The organism is Pedobacter soli, from assembly GCF_900101435.1.
GTDB classification, from domain to species: domain Bacteria; phylum Bacteroidota; class Bacteroidia; order Sphingobacteriales; family Sphingobacteriaceae; genus Pedobacter; species Pedobacter soli.
The window spans coordinates 41,521-62,458 of record NZ_FMZH01000009.1 but is presented as its reverse complement, the minus strand read 5'-3'; the positions used below and the strand labels follow the sequence as shown (position 1 = coordinate 62,458).

The 20,938-nt window shown below is 40.2% G+C and carries 20 protein-coding genes and 1 tRNA gene; 14 read left to right on the top strand and 7 right to left on the bottom strand.

What is annotated here, in order from left to right; all coding sequences use genetic code 11:
• Nucleotides 1-124 precede the first annotated feature (124 nt).
• The 3 genes from BLR37_RS18405 to BLR37_RS18395 are packed head-to-tail and all read left to right on the top strand — an operon-like array spanning nucleotide 125 to nucleotide 3,178.
• A complete protein-coding gene (locus tag BLR37_RS18405) occupies nucleotides 125-1,414 on the top strand; it encodes a condensation domain-containing protein (RefSeq protein ID WP_090771153.1) in 1,290 nt (429 codons plus the stop codon).
• The gene (locus BLR37_RS18400) at nucleotides 1,411-2,679 is read left to right on the top strand and encodes a phthiocerol/phthiodiolone dimycocerosyl transferase family protein (protein WP_090771151.1); all 1,269 of its coding nucleotides are present in this window, start codon (nucleotides 1,411-1,413) and stop codon (nucleotides 2,677-2,679) included. Before BLR37_RS18405 ends, BLR37_RS18400 begins: the two co-directional genes overlap by 4 nt.
• Nucleotides 2,672-3,178: a hypothetical protein gene (locus tag BLR37_RS18395; protein ID WP_090771149.1), complete on the top strand. Its 507-nt coding sequence runs from the start codon at nucleotides 2,672-2,674 to the stop codon at nucleotides 3,176-3,178. Before BLR37_RS18400 ends, BLR37_RS18395 begins: the two co-directional genes overlap by 8 nt.
• 265 nt (nucleotides 3,179-3,443) lie before the next feature.
• On the opposite strand, the gene BLR37_RS18390 is transcribed toward BLR37_RS18395, so the two are convergent.
• Entirely contained in the window at nucleotides 3,444-5,522 is a 2,079-nt protein-coding gene (locus BLR37_RS18390) for a CehA/McbA family metallohydrolase domain-containing protein (RefSeq protein WP_090771147.1), read from the bottom strand.
• Nucleotides 5,523-5,684: 162 nt separating this feature from the next.
• Between BLR37_RS18390 and BLR37_RS18385 the strand changes: the two genes are divergently transcribed.
• Entirely contained in the window at nucleotides 5,685-6,521 is an 837-nt protein-coding gene (locus tag BLR37_RS18385) for an alpha/beta fold hydrolase (protein ID WP_090771368.1), read from the top strand.
• Nucleotides 6,522-6,552: 31 nt separating this feature from the next.
• Here BLR37_RS18385 and BLR37_RS18380 read toward each other — a convergent pair whose 3' ends face one another.
• Nucleotides 6,553-7,320, bottom strand: a complete 768-nt coding sequence (locus tag BLR37_RS18380; RefSeq protein WP_090771144.1) for a response regulator — start codon at nucleotides 7,318-7,320, stop codon at nucleotides 6,553-6,555.
• A 5-nt stretch (nucleotides 7,321-7,325) separates the two neighbouring features.
• Nucleotides 7,326-8,021 (bottom strand): LytR/AlgR family response regulator transcription factor, encoded by a 696-nt coding sequence (locus BLR37_RS18375; protein ID WP_090771142.1) that lies wholly within the window; start codon nucleotides 8,019-8,021, stop codon nucleotides 7,326-7,328.
• Between the two features lie 249 nt (nucleotides 8,022-8,270).
• Here BLR37_RS18375 and BLR37_RS18370 point away from each other — a divergent pair, with 249 nt between their 5' ends.
• From BLR37_RS18370 to BLR37_RS18350, 5 genes are all read left to right on the top strand, one after another.
• Nucleotides 8,271-8,885, top strand: a complete 615-nt coding sequence (locus BLR37_RS18370) for a peptidase M16 family protein (protein ID WP_090771140.1) — start codon at nucleotides 8,271-8,273, stop codon at nucleotides 8,883-8,885.
• Nucleotides 8,886-9,044: 159 nt separating this feature from the next.
• Entirely contained in the window at nucleotides 9,045-9,518 is a 474-nt protein-coding gene (locus BLR37_RS18365; protein WP_090771138.1) for a TspO/MBR family protein, read from the top strand.
• 47 nt (nucleotides 9,519-9,565) lie between these two features.
• Nucleotides 9,566-11,863, top strand: coding sequence for a patatin-like phospholipase family protein (locus BLR37_RS18360; RefSeq protein WP_244154693.1), 2,298 nt, complete (start codon nucleotides 9,566-9,568; stop codon nucleotides 11,861-11,863).
• Nucleotides 11,860-12,390 (top strand): hypothetical protein, encoded by a 531-nt coding sequence (locus tag BLR37_RS18355; RefSeq protein WP_090771136.1) that lies wholly within the window; start codon nucleotides 11,860-11,862, stop codon nucleotides 12,388-12,390. The genes BLR37_RS18360 and BLR37_RS18355 overlap by 4 nt, the downstream gene beginning before the upstream one ends.
• A gap of 159 nt (nucleotides 12,391-12,549) precedes the next feature.
• Nucleotides 12,550-13,125 carry a 2'-5' RNA ligase family protein gene (locus tag BLR37_RS18350; RefSeq protein ID WP_090771134.1) on the top strand — a complete coding sequence of 192 codons (576 nt, stop codon included), beginning with the start codon at nucleotides 12,550-12,552 and terminating at the stop codon, nucleotides 13,123-13,125.
• Here BLR37_RS18350 and tamL read toward each other — a convergent pair whose 3' ends face one another.
• Entirely contained in the window at nucleotides 13,126-15,528 is a 2,403-nt protein-coding gene (gene tamL / locus BLR37_RS18345; protein ID WP_244154692.1) for a translocation and assembly module lipoprotein TamL, read from the bottom strand.
• Nucleotides 15,529-15,539: 11 nt separating this feature from the next.
• On the opposite strand from tamL, the gene BLR37_RS18340 reads away from it, so the two are divergent.
• From BLR37_RS18340 to BLR37_RS18320, 5 genes are all read left to right on the top strand, one after another.
• Nucleotides 15,540-16,286 carry a TrmH family RNA methyltransferase gene (locus BLR37_RS18340; protein ID WP_090771130.1) on the top strand — a complete coding sequence of 249 codons (747 nt, stop codon included), beginning with the start codon at nucleotides 15,540-15,542 and terminating at the stop codon, nucleotides 16,284-16,286.
• A 69-nt stretch (nucleotides 16,287-16,355) separates the two neighbouring features.
• Nucleotides 16,356-16,429: transfer RNA gene (locus tag BLR37_RS18335), tRNA-Cys, on the top strand.
• Between the two features lie 33 nt (nucleotides 16,430-16,462).
• Nucleotides 16,463-16,633, top strand: coding sequence for a hypothetical protein (locus BLR37_RS18330; RefSeq protein WP_029275070.1), 171 nt, complete (start codon nucleotides 16,463-16,465; stop codon nucleotides 16,631-16,633).
• 525 nt (nucleotides 16,634-17,158) lie between these two features.
• Nucleotides 17,159-17,824, top strand: a complete 666-nt coding sequence (locus BLR37_RS18325; protein ID WP_090771128.1) for a DNA alkylation repair protein — start codon at nucleotides 17,159-17,161, stop codon at nucleotides 17,822-17,824.
• 43 nt (nucleotides 17,825-17,867) lie between these two features.
• Nucleotides 17,868-18,347, top strand: a complete 480-nt coding sequence (locus tag BLR37_RS18320; RefSeq protein ID WP_090771126.1) for a hypothetical protein — start codon at nucleotides 17,868-17,870, stop codon at nucleotides 18,345-18,347.
• A 42-nt stretch (nucleotides 18,348-18,389) separates the two neighbouring features.
• On the opposite strand, the gene BLR37_RS18315 is transcribed toward BLR37_RS18320, so the two are convergent.
• The 3 genes from BLR37_RS18315 to BLR37_RS18305 form a co-directional block, all read right to left on the bottom strand.
• Entirely contained in the window at nucleotides 18,390-19,436 is a 1,047-nt protein-coding gene (locus tag BLR37_RS18315; RefSeq protein WP_090771124.1) for a quinone-dependent dihydroorotate dehydrogenase, read from the bottom strand.
• 188 nt (nucleotides 19,437-19,624) lie between these two features.
• Nucleotides 19,625-20,275 carry an NAD(P)-dependent oxidoreductase gene (locus BLR37_RS18310; protein ID WP_090771122.1) on the bottom strand — a complete coding sequence of 217 codons (651 nt, stop codon included), beginning with the start codon at nucleotides 20,273-20,275 and terminating at the stop codon, nucleotides 19,625-19,627.
• Between the two features lie 252 nt (nucleotides 20,276-20,527).
• Nucleotides 20,528-20,938 (bottom strand): Rrf2 family transcriptional regulator, encoded by a 411-nt coding sequence (locus tag BLR37_RS18305; protein ID WP_090771120.1) that lies wholly within the window; start codon nucleotides 20,936-20,938, stop codon nucleotides 20,528-20,530.

Genomic DNA, 20,938 nt, shown 5'->3' with positions numbered 1-20,938 from the left:
TCTTAAAGCGGCTTGCATCCAGATTCCCATCCGATAGCTATCGGATTTATTTCAGCATCTCTCTTAATTATTGAGACCCTGAAATAAATTCAGGGTGACGATCAACTTTATAAAATAGACCAATATGAAAAGAAAACTCCTGTTTGGCGAAAGAATGTTGTACGGAGACGGAACAAGCCCATTCAACGTAATTATACCTTTCAAAATCAAGGGAAATATAAACGAAGCAGATTTAAAATTTGCTTTATTCCGGATCCAGAAGAAACATCCCTGGTTATCGGCTGCCATACGTTTTGACGAGGATAAAAAACCCTGGTTTGTAACCAACCGTACCGAAAATTTTAAGGTACCGGTAAGGATAGTTGAACGCTTAGATGACCAAACCTGGGAGCAGGAATCGACCCAGGAGTGGAAAACGCTTTTCGATGCAACAGCAGCGCCGCTTTTCCGTGTGGTGTGGGTTAAGGGTAATCTGGTTTCCGAATTTCTGCTGGTTTTTCACCACTGTTTATGCGATGGCACCGCTGCTTTATCGATTTTAACCGAGCTGCTGCAATTGTTAGATGATCCGGATAGCCATATTGGCAGCGAAATCCCGATTATGGGAATTGAAGACCTAATCCCGGGCAAGATTCTGAATAGCTACCGCAACCGCACCAAAAACAGCATCATTGGCAAAATGGCTACGCTTGCCTTGTGGATCATCCCGGTTAAGAAAACAGCCATAGAACGCAAAAGGGATTTTATGCTTCGCTGGAAATTTGATGAGGAACTTACTACAAAGATTGTGCAGTACTGCAAAGCCAACCAATTTACTGTAAATACCTTGCTCAGCGCCGCGGTATTAATGGCATTTAAAAATGTGCGCAAAGAAAAAGCCTTTAATAAAATATCGCTCCCGGTCGATATCCGGAACTTTAACCCGTTGATTAAAAAAGACCACATTTTTGCTTTCGGTTTGATGATTGTGCTTTCCCTCTTTCCGGACAGGTTTTTTTTGAGCCAGGTAAAAGCCTTGCAGGCTGATGTAAATACAAAGTCGGCTAAACTCAATCCATACAGCTTAATGATGATGATGGAAGCCTGCCACCCAGCCCTGAAAAACTTTACCAACCTGCTAAAATATGGCAAATCGAGCAACGATTGTATGTTTTCGAACCTCGGCCGCATTGCCATTGAACACCAGTACCAGCATTTCGAAGTAGAAAGTATTTTTAGTCCTTCGGTACTGGGGCCTTTGGGTAATACCACCACCATGATTGTCTCTACCTACCGCAACCAAATGGATTTCACTTTTGTAGCCAGTGAAGGTTATGTTCCATTTGTTGAAGCTGAAGCGATCAAAGAGCAGGTGATATCCATCCTTAAAAGCCAAATCTTACAACCCACTGAAATTTTAACCGCTACCGCATGAAAAGGAGATTAATTTTAGGCGAAAGAATTATGCATGTTGATGCAAAAACGCCACTCAACTGTGTTTTCGGAGCCAAAATAAGTGGTAATATTAACGAAGTGCACTTATATCAGGCGCTTTACAAAATCCAGCAGAAACATCCGCTCCTGCGCATGAATATCGAAAATACGGGTCAAACCCCATACTTCATATTAAATGAAAATATCGGTAAAATACCGGTGCGGATTTCGGTTCGTACTTCCGACCAGGATTGGCTGCAGCAATCGAAAGTAGAATGGTATAAACTCTTTAACAACAACAGCAAGCCACTGGCCCGGGTGGTGTGGCTGCAGGGTGAAACTGAATCAGATTTACTTCTGGTGCTTCCACACTGCATCTGTGATGGAACCACCATTTTAAATTTATTACGTGAACTGGTGGCACTGATAGATGATCCTGAACAAGAATTGTTGCCTTACCCTTCTTTTAGCTCAGTTAAAGAACTGCTGCCAGATGATTTTACTCCCTCTAAAGTCAGCCATTTTAAAGGAAAAATCTTTGCAACACTAGGCCGTTTGTTTTTCTTTTTTAAATCTACCTCCTACCACAGTACTGAACAGCTTAACTACGCAATTAACTGGAAAATGAATGCTGCAGACACCGAAAACCTTTTGCAAAAATGTAAAGCCGAGCAAACTTCGGTGCATGCGGCAATTTGCGTAGCTTTTATGGAAGCATTTAAACAGGTACGCGGTGATAAAGCCCATGGAAAGGTAATCTGCCCGGTTGATATCAGACGTTTTGTACCAGCCATTAAAACAGATACTATGTTTGCCTTTGCCCCCATTGTGGAATTAAAGCTCCATCCGCAGGAAAATTTGTTCTGGGACAAAGCCCGCAAACTAAAAACCGATTTAGAAGCCAAAATAGCCGAAATGAAAGTTTACGACCTGTTGAACATGAGCGAATATTTTCATTCGTCGGTAAATAAAATGATTGGCTTTTTAAAAACCACCAAAGGGACGCACGATATTACCCTGAGCAATATGGGCTTGTTAAACATCCCTAAAACTTATCAAAACTTTAGCATTGCCACCATTTACAGCCCAACGGTTGCTTTCCCATGGCGTAATGCTAATACCCTTGTTTTGAGCACATTTGATGGCGAAATGGATTTCTCGTTCATGTCTAACGAATCTTTTTTCAGGGAATTTGATGCCTGGCAGGTACGCGATAAAGCCATGAAACTGATGCAGGAAAATTTAAATGAACCAGCCAATGTCTGATCTGGAATTAGCGGCGAAAGCTAAAGTATCAAACTGGAATAAGTTTGTGCGCAAAAATCTGCTGATACACCTTATTCCCAATACGATACTGAATACTGTTGTACCTTATTTTGCTTTTAAAGCACAAAACTCAGTGCATTTATTCAGTGGTGAGCAAAATTTAGCCCGGTTTTTATTGCCCATGTCTTTGCTGCTTCCCTTTATGATTACCTTCGATATTTTGAAGAAAATTAAGGAGCTACAGCATGCTGAAGCCATTCATTATAAACTCGATGAAAAGATTACAGGTTACCCCTTTATTTTAAAAAAAGCAGGATTAAACGGCTTGTGCACCACAGCCATTGTATTTACATGTATGCTGGTACTCCATTGCGCTTTTCCCAATAACCACGATTTTGGCATCGCACCATCGGCAATATCCGCTGGTTTACTGGCAGCGCTGTATTCACTTACTTTTTTCTATCTGGCCATCCGGAAGTTTAAAGATGATGCGGTTTGATCACTGTCATTCTGAACGCAGTGAAGAATCTATTATAGTCCTCGTTTGTAACGAGGATTAGCGAGAAGTGCATTTGTAATGCATAACAAACATAGCTTTAGCGATAAAATCGCCAGACTCATTCATCCCCGTTATTCCAAAGGAATCACTTTGTGACAAACGGGGACAATGAACATCTTTATCTGTGTGCATCGTTTTTATCTGTGGTTTAGTTTAAAATAAAGATTCTTCGTTGCACTCAGAATGACAATTGACAAAGAGGTTATTATTCCAGCCAAACCATCTGCGTAAAAGCACCATTGGTAGCAATATCCCAGGCTTCTACCCTTACCCATTTACGGCCTTTTAAATTTACCGGCCATTTAAAATCTTTTTTACCAAAGGCCTGTGTCGTGTTTAAGTTAATCCGGTTTCGATAAACTTTTTTCCCGTCGCCAGATACAATTTCTACAAAACTTAGCGGGAATGTCCAGTTCAACTGCATGCTTACATTGGCTTTGCCGGCCTGATCTAATTTTAACGTTTCGCCCGCACCTTTTCCGTTAATGTTAAATGCCGGGATGAGCACCTCGCCTGATGAAACAAAAAACTTTCCGGTGCGCATCACATCCAAAACGGGCTGCCAGCCATCGGCATAATTGGGCACCTTATCCATTTGCAGGTAATTCACGTTCAAATGGGCATACATCTCGTTCTGTTCGGTAATGGTAAAAATATCTGCTTCAGAAATCACGTGTTTTTTCAAGCCCCAGTTGGCCATATCGTCCATCAGGTTCAATACACGCTTACTTAAGGTGGGCAAAGAGAGATCAGCCGGAATGGCTTTCCAGGCAGCACCGAGGAATGTTTCCGATTTAAAAAAATCTTCATCCTTATATTTATCGGGATAACCTGTTGATGCTTTTGTTCTGGCATGAGCCGTCCATGCTAAACCTTTCTCCTGTTCCAGTAACTTTAACATCTCAACTTTATCGCTAATGCGGTAAACCTTTCCGTATTTCGGGTCGTTGGTTTCGAAAGGTTTATCATTATTTCTCGACATGATCCAGTAAACCGGCTTAGGAAAAAACGCCAGCCAGTGACCTCCATAAAAATTATTGGCCTCTTCACCCGGCAACAATAAGAAATTGGGATCTGATAATCTTTTGGTTTGGGTAAATAAAGCATCCAGTTCTTTTAAACGGATCGAATCTGGTCCTTTCGGATGGCCAGGCCCGTGAAATTCGGCAAGTTTAACAATATTTAAACCAGCTTTTTTAAGCACATCTACAAATTCAGGCTTTTCGGGAATGGGCTTACCGCTCAACACCACATCAGAAATAAATTCGTTGTGAAAATGGCTGGCCATGGTTTTATAACCTGGCAACACCGCATAACTATCGTTGTGGGTAAACTTTTTAACGGCCGTTAAAGCAGCATCAGCCTTGCCGTTACTCAACAAGCAGAAAAAATTAAGTCTTTGGGCAGTATGGGGCGGTGCATTAAACCAGGGTACAAAACGTTTATCGCCCACAGGATCCTGCCTGATACCGATCCCATAATCGGGAATCAGGTTTAAATAGTTACTCCCTTTCCAGGTAAATTTCAGGTTAAATGCTTCATCCAAAGGATAAAAATATTGATGCGGCGCCGGGAAAAGCGCTAAACTGCCGCCATTGTTTTCGCCTATTACGGTACGGTATTTTACCTCCAGGTTTTTACTGGCATCTGTTTTAACACCTTTATCTTTTAGGATATTTCCTTTTACATCCGACCAGGCTACATTGGCCCAAACTTCCTTTTTGTTTACCAATCCGGCATCGTATAAAATCGCAGTCGAATCTTTCGCCGTAGCTACTACCGCAGCCACATTAAACAGCGGACTGCCATTGTACAAGGTAATTTCTAAGGCACCTTTAAAAGTTTCGGCACTAACACCTTCTATTTTAACGATGGTTTGGGCGCCTTGGGTACGCACACTCGCAGCACCTTTTTCAAATTTTACAGCGTTGGTAGTGTAAGGCCGCGTGGGTACACGATCAAAAAACACATCCCAGCCCCCGCTTGAAGGACTTAAGGTACGTTTGCCCACCCTCAATACAAATGCAGGGTCGAGATCAGTTGCAATTTCTTTTATCGCCCCTTTTTTGCCAAACTGCAAACTGGTAAACAAAGGTTTCGCATTATCGAGGTTTAAAATCATTTTCCCTACAGCACTTTCGCCGGCCGGCCAGGTTAAAACCAGCTCTTTTTTATTGGAGACAACAGTGGTTCCATTATTTTTAAATGATTTGAGGTTTACCTGCGCTTTCGTATAAAACACTGAAAAGCAGGCAATAAGCAACAAAGTAATGTTTTTCTTCATATTTGGTTAATCGTTTTAGTAAGGATGTTAACGAAGATAATAATTACATCTAAAAAACAGCTTGTTCATCTATTATCGTTACATATTGTTCATTATTTCTTTTTTTATAAAATAATCGCAACATTGCTTACCTTACTCTTAGAATTACTAAACCATACTAAATTGCATTCCATACTGATTAGAAATAATGTAAAAATCATTGGCGAAGGTAGCCAGGTGATCATGTTTGCCCATGGATTTGGTTGCGACCAAAACTCATGGAAATTTATTGTCAATGCATTCCTCGAAGATTATAAAGTAGTACTTTTCGACTATGTAGGCTCAGGCGAATCGGATTTGAGCCAGTACGACAAACGGAAATACGCTACTTTAGAAGGATATGCATGCGATGTAATCGATATTATTGAAGCCCTCGGATTAAAGGATGTTATTTTTATCGGCCATTCTGTAAGCAGCATGATCGGAATGATCGCTGCACTGCAACAACCCGAAGCTTTTAAAAAGCTGGTATTCATTGGTCCTTCGCCCAGATACCTGAATGATCGGGATTATATCGGAGGATTTAACGCAGAAGATATCGAAACCATTTTTGAACATATTGCCGCCGATTATGTAGGCTGGAGCAAAGCAATTGCAGCTGTGGTAATGGATAAGCCTTCGCAACCCGAATTGGCCGATTTTTTACAGGAATGTTTCGAATCTACCGAACCCAGTGTAGCACTGGCCTTTGCAATGGCTACTTTTAAAACCGATTGCCGGGATAATTTAAGAAAATTAAAAATACCAAGCCTTACTTTACAAAGTGCACGCGATATGATGGCTCCGCTCACAGCAGGCGAATATATTTATAAAAATACACCCGATAATTTTCTGGTGGTAATGAAGGCAACCGGACACTATCCACATATTAGCGAACCTGAAGAAACCATCAGGGAGATAAAAGATTTTATTGGAGACAAACGACTAAGTTCGAACCCTGACCATCAATACGCTTCTTAAAATTGAGCTTAAAGTGTAAGCATGGGCTAATTTAATTATTTAAAAACGCCTGTGCTTCTTCTTTTGCCTTTTTGCAGATGGTAGCTACCAGTTGCACCTGTTGTACCAGCTGCGCTTTACTCAAATGATCGAACTCAATGGCATGTAGGTGGGTACTTACTTTCGAACCAAGGCCCATTACATAAATTGTGGAAAGCATTTTATGGGCCACAGCCTTAAGCTCATTGTAACGGTTGGCCACCAGGTAGAAATCCAACGCTTCCAGATCGGTTGAAATAATTTCGATAAACTTAGCTGTCATTTCCCGTTCATAATCCACATCGCCCATACTCACCTCTTTCAGGTAAGTTAAATCAATGGTTTCATAGCCTGATTCATTATCTACTGTTTGCTGCGTGAAGGTTTCGTTTTGCAGAAACTGTGTAAGTATGCCCATTACTTCAATCTTCGAAATGGGTTTCGTAAAACATCCGGTTACGCCGGCCTCAAAACACCGGCTTTGCAAGGCTTCAGCATTTTGTGGGATAATGGCCACAACCGGAATATCTGAGCTTTTCTGTGCCCGTATTTTATGCACAAGGCTAAATTCACTGTTTTCGAGTACGGCCAGATCTACAATAATCAGTTTAAAAGCAGTTTGTTCCAGAATTTGGAAAGCTTCAGTTTCATTTTGCACAACTTTAAAGCTTACATCATTTTCTTTCAGGCAAGACAGCAGTTGTTGCTGTTCGGCATTTTGCGGCTGTAGTACCAAAACATCGGCACCCGGATTTGACGCTTTCTTTGTTGCACTGCTCATGTCGGTTACAGGATTTGCATTCGCTTGTTCAGCGTTGCTTTATAGGCATCAGATACCGGTACAAAATTTTTATGCATAATTAAGGTACTACCCTCAACAGTATCTACCCGGCCAATATTAACGATGAATGAACGGTGTACGCGAATAAAAATTTTAGCGGGTAGCTTTTCTTCAATTGATTTTAATGAAGAATGAACAGCGTAGGTTTTCTCGTTCTGATAAATCTTCACATAATCGCCCTGGGCTTCCAGGTAGTTAATCTCGTCGAGCCTGATCCGCCTGATTACGCCTGCATCGCGAATAAAAACAAAATCATCTTGTTTATTACCCAAAAACAGGTTGCTGCTATTGTAAACTTCCTTTGCTTTGGTAATGGCTTTTAAAAAACGATCGGGTGTAATGGGTTTGGTAATAAAATCAACCACATTTAAATCAAAAGCTTCTGCTGCATGGTCTTTTTTGGCACTGATAAATATAATGAGCGGTCTTGCTTCGCCAAGGCCTTTTACCAGTTCAATCCCCGATATACCGGGCATTTCGATATCCAGCAACAGTAAATCTATTTTGTGAACAGCGAGATTGCGATAAGCTTCGCTTGCATTTTCACACTCAGCAACCAGCTTTAACGATGGCTCTATTTGCAAGAGATGGCTGACCGTACGCCGCGCAATGGCGTGATCATCAACGATTAAACAATTCATATTATCAGCTTAGCGTCATAAATAAAACTAAGCATAACCTTGAGGAATATTTTGCATGAATAAATAATGAACAAAATGAATAAAAATTATCTTTGCAGAAATCTGTCATCCGTTTCATCACGTATATACGCCCGTTCGTCTAGGATTTTTGCCTTTCTACCGCCTGGATATAGCCGAATAAATCATTCAAACGTACATTTGTTAAACATTTATAAACAATTCTTAAATCATAAAAAATAAAAAAATAAAATGAACACCATTAAAACAATTACACTTTCAACGCTATCTCTCCTATCGGTTTACACAGTTAAAGCACAGACTTTTAAAGAGCCTGTTGATTTTAAACTTAAAAACGGAATGAACATCATTATTTCTGAAAACGACAGATCGCCTAAGGCTTACTCTAGTTTTACACTGGATGCCAAAGCTTTTGAAGGTAAAAAAGATGGTGTAGTAGAGTTATTAAATGCAGTATTGAACGAAAGCGTTGCCAAAAATGCCAATATCAGCTTTAAAGATAACAGCGGTAAACTGGCTACAACCAATGCTAACCTGGAGCAAGATCTGACAAAAATGGCTGCATTGATCCAAAATGCAACTTTAGATCAAAAAACTTTCGATATAGCTAAGGCCAAACTGATTACCAGTTTAAAATTACAGGATTACGATTACGACCAAACTGTAAACGAAAAATCTATCAATGCTTTAACATTAGCCGATGTACAAAGCTTTTACAATCAGATTTCTCCTGAAAAAACCTATTTAACTATTGCCGGAGATGTACAGTTAAGCACTGCAAAAGCCTCTGCAAAAAATGCTTTTGGTAACTGGAACAAGCACGCTGCAAACACATTAGCAAAATAAGTCGTCTAAAACAATTATAAGAACTGCCCCTCGATTTATTGAGGGGCTTTTTTTTGCACCAAAAACACCTGATCTCTTCATTTTTCAGGTTCGTTCATTGCGTTGCCGTACACCGCGAAACATTTAGACTATATTATTGTTTAAACTGAAAATCATCCCATGAAATTTAAACCCCTTGCTTTCATTGTCAATATAGCCATCACACTTGGTATAGGTGCATTGGGCGGTTGGGCCACTGCACAATCGGTTAAAACCTGGTACCCTACTTTAAACAAACCCGCTTTTAACCCACCAAACTGGCTTTTTGCTCCGGTTTGGACAACATTATACATCCTTATTGGTATTGCTGCCTATCTGGTGTGGGTAAAACGTGATCAGATTACGCATTTCCCGCGGACAGTAGCCATATATTTAATCCAGCTGATGCTTAACCTGGCCTGGTCGTTCATTTTCTTTTACCTGCACGAAATAGGTTTTGCCATGGCCGAAATTATTCTGCTGCTTATTGTTATTGTGATAAACGCTGTTACATTTTACCGGATAGATAAGCGGGCAGGGCTATTATTCATCCCCTATATCCTTTGGGTAAGTTTTGCATCATTTTTAACCTACAATATCCTCATATTGAATTAATTTAAAAGAAAACCCTATTTTTAGGTGTGGTAACTTTTAAAAGATTTTTGCTGATACTTTTCGTTCTGTGCTGTAACCAGTTGCGCGCGCAAAAGGTAGGTCTTGTGTTTAGCGGAGGAGGCGCAAAAGGCCTGGCTCATATCGGGACGTTAAAAGCACTGGAAGAAAACCATATCCCAATTGATTACATTACCGGTACTTCAATGGGTGGTATTGTTGGGGCCATGTATGCTTCGGGGTATAGCCCGGCGCAAATAGAAGAGATTGCACTTAGCAACGATTTTCAAAACTGGGTAAATGGCCGCTATACCAGCGATTATACCTTTTATTTTCAAAAAAGAGCGCCAAATGCCTCCATGCTTACGGCAAAAGTGGCTATCGATACCGGTTTCCATTTTAGTTTCCGCTCTAACCTGATTAACGATATTCCCTTAAACTTTGCCTTTCTCGAACTGTTTTCGCAGGCTTCTGCAGTTTCAAAAGATAATTTCGACAATCTTTTTGTACCATTTCGATGCATGGCAGCCGATGTTTTATCGCAAAAAAGCATCACTGTAAGCAAAGGAAGTCTGGCCGAAGCCGTTAGGGCAACCATGACCGTTCCAATTGTTTACCGCCCCATAAAATTGGACGGAAAATATGTTTTTGACGGAGGGCTTTACAATAACTTCCCTGCCGATGTAATGGAAAAGGATTTTAAACCCGACTTTGTAATCGGTGCCAACGTTTCGTCTAAAACCTATAATGAATACCCTAAAAATATCGACGACCGTTTAATGAACCGTTTTTTGGTGTACATGTTCCTGTCCAAATCAGATTCGACCATGATTGGCAAAAACGGGGTTTACATCCAGCCCAATTTAGCCGGCTACAGCGTAACCAATTTTGCTCCGGTCGCCGAACTGATAAAAAAGGGTTATGATGCCACCATGGCCGATATGCCGCGCATTAAAGCTTTAATTAGTCGCAGGGTAAATGATGAAGAACTAGCCCGGCGCAGAGAAAAATTTAATGTCCGTAAACCTGATCTCAAATTCAGCAATATCATCGTTTCAGGAGTAAACAATCAGCAAAAAAAATATGTAGAACGGGTTTTTAAAAGTGATAAAGCCACCTTCGATTTAAAAGACATTAAGCGCGGCTATTACAAACTGGTTGCCGACCAGACTTTCGAAACCGTATATCCCAAAATCTCCTATCAGCCGACAACAGATAGTTATACTTTCGAAGTCGTGGCGCAACCTAAAAAGAGTTTCAAACTCGAATTGGGCGGCAATATTTCAACCCGCCCAATCAGCAATGTTTTTCTCGGTGCCGAATACAATTACCTTAACCGCAAATCGTACACCTTTGGCACCAGTTTCTATTCGGGCCGTTTTTACGAATCGGTACAGTTAAATGGCCGTATCGATTACCCAACCAAACTCCCTTTATTTTTAGCCGGGGAACTCACTTACAACCACTGGAATTTTTATAATACCAGCCAGATTTTTATCGAAAACCCCCGCCCAATTTACATCGAACAATCTGACCGGAAAATTGATTTAATGATAGGGATGCCACTCAATTACAACACCAAAATCGTGCTACATTCTACCTTTATCAACAATAACGACAGGTATAGTCCTAACAACACTTTTGCAGTTGGCGATTTATTGGATCAAACCATCTTTAATGGTTTCAGAGGTTCGTTAAACTTCGAAAAAAACTCGTTAAACCGCAAACAATATGCCACCAACGGGCAAAGCTTCTCGCTTAGTTTTAATTACACTACCGGGCGCGAAAACTATAATCCGGGCAATATTCTGCGCAATACACCTGGTTTTGTCAAAATTCCGGGCAGTAGTCAGCTGCGCCATTGGGGAAGCATAAAACTTACCCAGGAAAATTATTTCTTCCACCTAAAAAAGTATACACTGGGATACATTGTTGAAGGGGTAATTTCCGATCAGCCTTTATTCAGCAATTATTATTCAACATTGCTGGTGGCACCGGCATTTTATCCGCTGCAAGATAGCCGCTCTCTATTTCTGGATAAGTTCAGGGCCAAAACATATGCTGCCGGTGGGATTAAAAATATCTACAATTTGAAAAAAAATCTTGATTTTAGATTGGAAGGATATTTATTTTTACCGCATAAAGAATATGAACTGAACGGTTTCCAGGGGGTAGATTATGCAAAGGCCATTACAAAAGTCCGTTATGCAGGTACAGCTGGCCTGGTTTATCACTCGCCACTGGGGCCGGTAAGTTTAAGTTATAATTTATATAATGATGCAGTTAAAAGAAATGGTGTATTATTGCATATCGGTTATTTAATTTACAATAAACGTTCTATCGAATGAAACGAATCTTACTCTTGCTTTCCCTATGTTTAATTGGCTTTTTAGGCCAGGCACAAACAGCGGCCATTAATAATTTTCTGGTTAAAGAAAACCTGCTCAAAAATAACAAACTGGCCATTATAGCGGCCGATTCGCTCAATAACCCGAACGAAAATATTAATGGCACCTATACTTTTAGCGTGAGTGGTTTTACACAGGTTTTAAAATTTAACGATGGTATAGCTGTGCTGCCCTTACCCATCGATAAATCGACATTTGTGTACATTAAACATCAAAATGATGCCGGCACGCACAGTAAACTGGTTTATGTGTTTAAAAAAGATAGCGATTTAAGTCCTTACGCCATCAGCAGTTTATGGCTTTTCATTATCCCCATTGTATTGATTATTATCGCCTTTGCTTTTCGCAAACTCATCATTTTTGTGGTTATCGCCTTTCTAATATTTGTCTATTTCAACCACAGTAATGGCCTTAACCTTTCTACCTTTTTCGAAAGTATTTTTGATGGTTTAAAGAACCTCATTTGATAAATTTATACTGTCAACTGGTACCAGCTGACAATTATTTACAATCCCTTAAATATTAATGCTCACGCCCGTTTCCAACGGGCGCGTTCATATCCTGTCGTTTTTAACGACATTAATTCCTTACTTCATTTTACTAATATTTTTAGTAAATTTGCCGCTATGGAAAATCTTTTTTTAGTGTGTTTAGTTCCTCCCGTATCTATTGTTGAAGATGTAGATGAGATCAGAAATTACATTTCGGGCAAATTTAACGTACACGAATCGTTAAAGCGGCCGGCACACATTACTTTGTATCCTCCGGTAAAACTATCTTCGCAAGAAGCAGAAAAGAAGTTTTTCAATGCACTCGATGCCGCTTCATTTCTTAAGCCCTTTAATCAGGTATTAAAAAATTTTAATGCTTTTCCTGAGCATACTTTTTATATAGATGTAGAACGGAATGAAGGCATTGTGAGCCTTGAGCAGCAAATCAGAAAGGAATTATTGCCTTTAAAACTGCTGGATAAAAAAGACAGCAGTAAGTTTAACCCGCACCTCACACTCGCTTTCAGAGACCTGAAGCCACCTGTTTTTAAAGATATTTTAAGCGATTTTAAAGACCGCAAGTTTAAACGCGAATTTCAGGTTGCTGCTTTCTCCGTTTATAAACATATCGACAAGAGATGGCAACCCTATAAGGAATTTGCTTTTAAAAACGTTGCTGATAAACCTAAATTCCCAAGTCTGTTCGATTAATTAGAACGGCATACCAATCCCGAAATTATACTGTAAAAAGCGGTAAGTATCGGGGGCATGAGTTAAATTATAGGCATTTTTAAAATCTCTGGCACCAGATAAAAACTTGCCGATTACCCACTGTTCAGATCCGATAAACTGTGGATCTTTAAGTTTTAAACCGACATCAAACCTGAACACAAAATACTGCACATCGTAGCGCAAGCCCACACCTGTACCAATGGCAATTTGTTTAGCGAGTTTATTTAACCTGAAAATTGTCAGTTCGTCCAGTTCCGGAAATCCGGCGCTGATCGACTCGTTTTTACGAATGCTCCACACGTTACCGGCATCCACAAATGCAGCTCCCTTTAAAGTAGCCCCAAAAAAGTTTCGGGCAACAGTAAAGCGGTATTCAAAATTGGTTTCAATGCGCATGGTTCCCAATTGATCGAGCCCAAAAAATGCCTTGCGCAATTCATTGCTTGCAATCACCTCTCTGTTATAATTCCCCGGACCTAAAGTTCTGGCCTGCCAGGCCCTGATGCCGTTCGATCCTCCGGCAAAAAATTGTTTTTCGAAAGGAATACCGTTTAAAACAGAGTTACCGTAAGCATAAGCTACGCCTGTATTTAAACGCGCAATAAACTGCCTGTCGCCACCCAAATGCTTGTACCACCTGATATCTACTTCAGGTCGCATATATTGGTTAAATGGCAAGCCTAATATCTTTGCCGGATTATCATTGGCCGGGTCACTTTTGGTACCTGTTAATTTAGAAATTCCCTGAAGCAAATTACCCGCAATATCCATTCCTGCCCTTAAATACACAAATGTGCGGTACTGGTTTAGCTTATCGGCATTTAACGTATAGGTGTATTTCATGCCCAGGGTTAAATCCTTTCGATTTAACAGGGTAGAATAATAAATATTATTTACTACGGTAGCCGAATCTACATTGGGATCAAGGTTTCCAAAACGGTACTCAAAGTTTAAAGGTGTAAAGGAGTGCAGTTTAGATTTGGTTTCAAACCAATCGTAAGTGATCGAATTGATGAAAATCCTCCTTACGGAAACATCTTTTTGCAGTGCATAAATGTAACTGGAAGCAAAAGTAGTATGCGGCATGCCATTACCACCCAAAACCGGGTTATAGAACGGGATCATTAACCTGGGTACCGAAATACTGGCACTGATCGAGAAATCGCGCTGGTAAATATCGCTGAATACCTTTGCCCCATTGCCAATACGCGATTGCAAACCGCCTTTAACCTGGAGCTCGAAACGCTCGGCACCCCTGAAAATATTGTTATTGGTATAGGTATTACCAATGGTAAAACCAACCGTTCCACCATTAAAAGGCACCTCTCCTTCTACCCTGTTGCTCATTACCTTTTGTGGAATGAGCTGAATTACGGTATTGATTTTATTAGAAGTACTGTCTCTCCTGAAATAATCGATCTTAACGTTTTTAAACACATTCAGTTCGTACAAGCGATCGTATGTCAGGTTTTCGTTCCGGATATCGTATAGTTCGCCTTGTTTAAGAAAATCGTAGCGTACAATCGGGTTTCTTCTATAACGTTTAGAAAAATCGGTAAAAATAATGCCGTTCAGGGTATCCTTACTCAATTTATACCTTACTGAATCCGGGAATCCTTCCGGATTGGGAGCAATAATCATGTGGGTATAACCAATGTTAAACTGTTTGTGACTACCATTTTCGGGATCGGCCACATTTAGGTTTAAATCAATTTTATTGGTTTTAGAGCTGGGTTCGGCGCCAAAAACATCAAAAGTTACATAAGGCCGCAGGAAATAGAAGTAGCCATTCTCTTTCATAATCCGGTAAATCTGTTCCCTTTCGTAAGTTAACGAATCCTCATCGTACTGCATACCTTTATGCAAATGGCTAATTTTAGTTTTATTCGATTCGTAGAGGTTTCGGATATTCGCGTTAGGTATAGAATCGCTTATATTTTGAACCATGTAGGCCGGACCCGGCTTGGCCGTGAATACAATTTCTGCTTTTTTATTGGCCACTTTAATACTTGCATTCACATCAGCCTGCCGATAACCTTTACTTTTTAAAAACTTTTGGATCTGTGTTCTCGAAATTTCTACCAGGGTACTGTCCAGAATTGCAGGCGGAGAACCGAATGGTTTAATATCATTGGTTTTGTAACGGCCATCCCTGGTGTTGAACAAATTGTACAAAGGCACATTAATACTTAGCTTGGAAGCAGGCCTGATATCTTTCTGAACGTAATTGTATGCCTGCTCTTCAAATTTAGCGTCAACGCTGTCTATCCTAACTTTTTTAACAATCGATTGGTAATCGGGAATGTATTTAGTTGATGAACAGGCCTGAATTAAAAGAATAATAAATAGTAATATTGCAGTACTTTTCAGTTTAAAATTCATTAAGTATTGGTATGCTTTCAAAATCACAGATTAGTTTTATAAAGTCGTTACATCAAAAAAAGTACCGTAAAGAACATGGTTTATTTATTGTTGAAGGCATCAAATCCATTCAGGAGTTTTTTCAGTCAAGCTACCACATTCATACTATATTTTATAACAGCGAACAATACAATTTGTTACCCAAATTACCCGCAAATATAAACTTATTTGAAGTAAACAACGCTGAATTAGACAAGATTAGTACGCTGCAAACGCCACAAGGTTTTTTAGCACTGGTTCATATCCCCAAAAACAAAAGCTTAAACAGCAACGAATTGAAAAACCAGTTTACTTTGGTTTTAGATGGTGTGCAGGATCCAGGTAACATGGGCACCATTATCCGTACGGCCGATTGGTTTGGCTTTAAGCAAATCATCTGCTCGAAAGATTGTGTAGAGGTTTTTAACCCTAAAACCGTACAAGCCACTATGGGTTCGCTGGCCAGGGTAAATATTTATGAAGAAGACCTCCCTGCTTTACTAACCAATATTACAGTACCGGTTTTCGGTGCTTTGTTGGATGGTGAATCGATTTACCATACCCAATGGGGTAACGAAGGTTTAATTGTTTTGGGTAACGAAGGCAAGGGCATATCGGCCGAAGTAATCCAAAAAATAACCAAACAGGTAACCATACCGCGGGTTGGCGAAGCAGAATCGTTAAATGTGGCCGTAAGTGCTGCAATCTTTTGTGCTGAATTAGTGCGAGTTCGAAATTAAATTGGATAATAATTGAGATAATATTTGCGGGCTAACTAATAATTACTATTTTTGCAGCCTTGAATTTAAGGTCGAGTGGCCGAGTGGCTAGGCAGAGGTCTGCAAAACCTTCTACAGCGGTTCGAATCCGCTCTCGACCTCCATTTGTACAAATAAAATAATAAAAGGTTAATACCATGGCAGTTACCAGATTAAAAAGAAAAGACAGAAGAAATAAAAATACAGCTCACCAAGAGGTAGCATTTTTAAAAAGAGCAACTAACATCGAGTTAGGAAGCCGTTCTGCACAACCTAAAAACGATCAATTAGCTAAAAACAATGCTGTTTTAGCTGCTTTGGCAAAATAGTTTTTAGCAACAAAAAAAAATTTAAAGCATCCTTCTGATCAAAGGATGCTTTTTTTTTGCCTTAATTTTTTTGAGATTACACAGGGAATCATACTTATCGACATCATAAATAAAATTGTCATCCTGAGCCTGTCGAAGGACTTACCAGAAATTCATCAAGCCCAATCCTCAGTCGTCACCCTGAACTTCCGCCCGGCCGGTCGGACGGGTGTTTCAGGGTCTTTCAGCTAAAATTTCAACAAGTTGTCATGGAGTAGCGCCATTAATAGCATCGTTATACGAGAAGTCTTTTTCAGCCGAGGAAGCTGCCTGCAGCAGGCAGGCAATCTCTACAGTAAGGTAGCTAGCATGAAAGATTGCTTCGTCCGTTCCTCCTCGCAATGACGATCCTTTCAGTGTTGCGCTTTGAGTGCGAGCAATACGCTAATATTTTGGCTAAAATGATATCCTAATTTTATGCTTCCCCATGCATTCCATACCTAATTAAAAAACCTTAACTTTATAAACTCACCATTTTTACAGCACATGAACAGCAACGAAGTATTAAAGCAGCTCGAATCTCTTGCCGACGAGAAAGTACGTAAACAGCACATCAAAAACGGGGCCCGTGAGGATCTTTACGGCGTAAAAATGGGCGATATCAGAACCCTCGCCAAAAAGATTAAAACCAACCATGCCCTGGCGCTCGAACTTTGGGAAACCGGTAATATCGATGCGCGCATGCTGGCCATTTTAATCCTCAAACCGAGGGAGCTTTCTGCAGCCGAAATAGAGAAAATGGTGGCATCAGAACAGTTTGCCTGGGCTGCCGACTGGTTTTACAATTACGTGGTTAAAGAATACCCTGAAAAGGAACAATTTCGCGAAAAATGGATGAACTCCGGAGATAAAATGCTGGCCCGTGCAGGCTGGAGCTTAACCAGCGGGCGTATTGCCAGGGCACCGGAAGGATTAGATATCCCTGCTTTACTAGACCGCATCGAAAGCGAAATGGCCAACGAGGCTCCTGAAACACAGTGGACCATGAACACTGCTTTAGCTCAGATTGGCATCAACCACCCTGCCTATCGCGAACGCGCTTTAGCCATAGGCGAAAAATTGGGCATTTACCGCGATTATCCCGTTTCTAAAGGCTGTACTTCTCCATTTGCCCCGATATGGATTAATGAAATGGTGAGCAGACAGAAATAATATTGCTTCACAACCCGGTAAAGCACAACAAATAGCATAAGGTATGAGTAAAGAACAAACAAAAGACCTGCTAATATTTTTAAAGCCCTTTGGCGAAGAAATTACGAGCCTGGTGATGTGGCTGCGCGATTTTATTTGGCAACTTTACCCACAAACCAATGAGCTAATATACGACAATTATAATGCGCTTGCTTTCGGTTGGTCGCCAACAGATAAGGTTGGACATACTTTTTGTTCAATAGCAGTTGGACGAACAAGCAAAAATGTTCATTTCGGTTTTTACTGGGGTAGCGAGCTTACAGATACCAATAACATACTTTTAGGAAAAGGAAATCAATACCGTTATATTTTGGTAACTGGTAAAGAAAATTTCCCTCAAACTTTTATCCAAGACCTGATGAAAGAAGCTTACCTCAATGCAGAAGCAAAAGTTAAGGATAAAAAACTGATTAAACGCGGGCTAACCATAGTAAAATCAATTTCAGACAAAAAACGTGAGATAAAAACTAAAACGAAAAAATAAACTACCAGTCCGGAACTGAGCGTATAACCTTACACTAGAAAACTAGCTTAACGCTTTAACGTTTACCAGTGCTTTGCAGATGTTTTTAATCAAGCCTGGACCTTCGTAGATAAAACCGGTATACAATTGAACGAGGCTGGCGCCTGCATCAAGCTTCTCTTGCGCATCTTTAGCCGAATGAATACCTCCTACCCCAATAATCGGGAAAGCTTTATTCGATTTTTCTGAAAGATAGCGGATTACCTCGGTTGAGCGCACTTTTACAGGCTTACCACTTAAACCACCGGTTTCATCAGTCAATACTTTCTCTGTAGCCAGGTTTTCGCGGCTAATGGTCGTATTGGTGGCAATAATACCTGCAATTTTGGTCTCAGCTACAATCTCGATAATATCATCTAATTGCGCATCGGTTAAATCGGGTGCAATTTTAAGTAGTATCGGCCGGGAAATATTGTTTTTCAGGTTTCGCTGCTGTAAGGTATTGAGGATATTCTTTAAAGGTTCTTTTTCCTGCAACTCACGCAGGCCCGGTGTATTGGGCGAACTTACATTCACCACAAAATAATCTACCACATCAAAAAGCCTGTCGAAGCATTTAATGTAATCGCTTACTGCATCTTCGTTAGGGGTAGCTTTATTTTTACCAATATTACCGCCTACAACAATATCGGGATGCTTATCTTTTAGCAAGCGCAAACGCTCGGCCATTACATCTACTCCTTTGTTATTAAAGCCCATGCGGTTAATCAAAGCTTCATCATTTGGCAAGCGGAACATCCGTGGCTTATCATTTCCGGGTTGTGGCATTGGGGTAACCGTACCTACCTCGATAAAACCAAAGCCCAGATTACTTAAGGGCTCTACATATTCGCCATTTTTATCAAATCCGGCAGCAAGACCAACCGGATTTCGAAATTTAATCCCAAAAACCTCTTTTTCAAGGCCTTTAACATTAAAATCAAAACTGCTGCGAATGATGGTTTTACCCAAAGGAAACTTATCGTTAAACCATTTTAACCGCTTTACTACAAAATAATGTACATTTTCGGGGTCAAACTTGAAGAATATTGGTTTAATTAAGCGATACATGCCACGAAGATAAGTAAAATATAAAAAAATGGAAAATGTAAAAAGTCCATTCCTATCTTCAAAACCCAGGCATTAATTTCAGTTAGATTGATAGCTCATAGTTGATAGCTGAAAGCCAAATTACTCAGCAGTCAAACTATCAACCATGAACCATAAACTATCAACCTATTGTTAATAAAACGGCACGCCTAGTATGCCGCGGTAAACTGCTCCTGGTGATGCGCATTATTTTCGAGCTCATCAACAATTACAATGGCAAGATCTTCTACCGAAAGAATAGAGCGGCCAGCTTCGTTAAACACCGGACTTGTTTTGCCTAAACGGTATTTACCGGTACGACCAGTGGTGATGCCGTGGTGCATCTCTATAGCCGGGCTAAAAAACAACCAATCCAGTTCAGTTTCTTTTTTCAGTGTATTGAAATAATCGCGCACTGCAGTTGCGCCCGGCTTATATTCGGCAGGGAAATTTGGTCCATCTACAATTTGGTGTCCATCAATTTGCAGGGTACCTGCCCCGCCTATAAAGATGTAACGTTTAACACCCGATGCTTTAACCGCAGCCTGAATCGCCTCAGCACCTTTAACGGTATCGTTGTATAAGTTTGGGTTTGTCCAGCCGGCATTAAAAGCACTTACCACAGCATCAGCACCGCTTACAGCAGCAGCTAATTTTTCGGTATCCAGTACATCCGCAGCTACCTTTGTTACTTTTTCATCCGAACTTTCAATTTTGTCCGTATCACGCGCAATGGCAATTACTTCATTTCCGCGGTTTACCAATTCGTTTAGAATGGCTTTGCCTACAAATCCAGAGGCTCCTATTAATGCTATTTTCATATTTTTAAGTGATTATACAGATTTGGGAGATTACATTGATTTTTAAGCTCCCTCACTGCTTATTGTTTTATTTTTTGTTCATTCGTCATTTGTTCATTGTTCATTGGTCATTGGTTCATTGGTTCATTGGTTCATTAGTCAATAGTTCATAGTTGATAGCATGATCCAACTGAAAATTGCCAACTGCCAACCGAAAACTGTTTCCTCTTACAAAATTGTAACATTTTTTATTACAGTTTAAATCAAATTTTTTTAATCAAAACCCAGACTAAAATCTTTCAAAGTTTTTAAAGAAAGATCCTTAATCAAAGCATTTTCGGCATCGCTATACAATTTATTCAACTGCTGGGTAATTTGTTTCCCTACCGGACAATCGGGATTGGGTTCGTTTTTGCTTTCGCCCAGCAAACCTTTCTGTTTAACGGCTTTATACACCTCGCCCAGATTGATATCAGCTGGCCTTTTCGCTAAAGTAGAGCCACCGCCCTTCCCTTCTTTGCTTTGTACAAAACCATGTTTATGCAGATTAGCCAGCTCTTTCCGCACCAAAACAGGGTTACAATTAATGCTTCCGGCAATATATTCCGAATTCAATAGCTGCCCGTTCACCTTATCGAGGAGAGTTAAAATGTGTAACGATATAGAGAAATGACTGCTGTTCAT